Here is a 348-nt window from a genome sequence, read left to right as displayed (position 1 = left end):
TAGTTCGGGTGGGCTGAAGTAGTTGTTGCCGTGTGGGTCGGTGGTGCGGATGACGTCGTCGGGGAGTCGTTCGGTGGTCCAGTGTTTGCTGGTTTTGAGGTTGTGGTGGGTGCGGCAGAAGGGGCCGAGGTTGGTGGCGATGGTCCAGCCTCCGTGTTCGGGGTTGTGGTGGTCGAATTCGACGATGTGGTCGAGGTCGCAGCGGGTGGAGGGGACGGTGCAGCCGGGGTGTCGGCAGGTGGGGTGGTGGGTGCGGACCCAGTGGGCCAGGGCTGCGTTGGGGGTGTAGCGCAGCGCTCCGGGTGGTGGGGTGTGGTGTCCTCCGTGGCCGTCGGGGTATTCGGCGTG

Annotated in this window: 1 pseudogene; it reads right to left on the bottom strand. The window is 66.7% G+C overall.

The annotated features are described in order from the left end of the window. A pseudogene (locus ACODSO_RS29340) lies at nt 1–348 on the bottom strand (HNH endonuclease signature motif containing protein); the annotation flags it as partial.

This window comes from Rhodococcus sp. FG69 (genome assembly GCF_057808915.1).
This window is presented reverse-complemented; position numbering and strand designations above follow the sequence as displayed.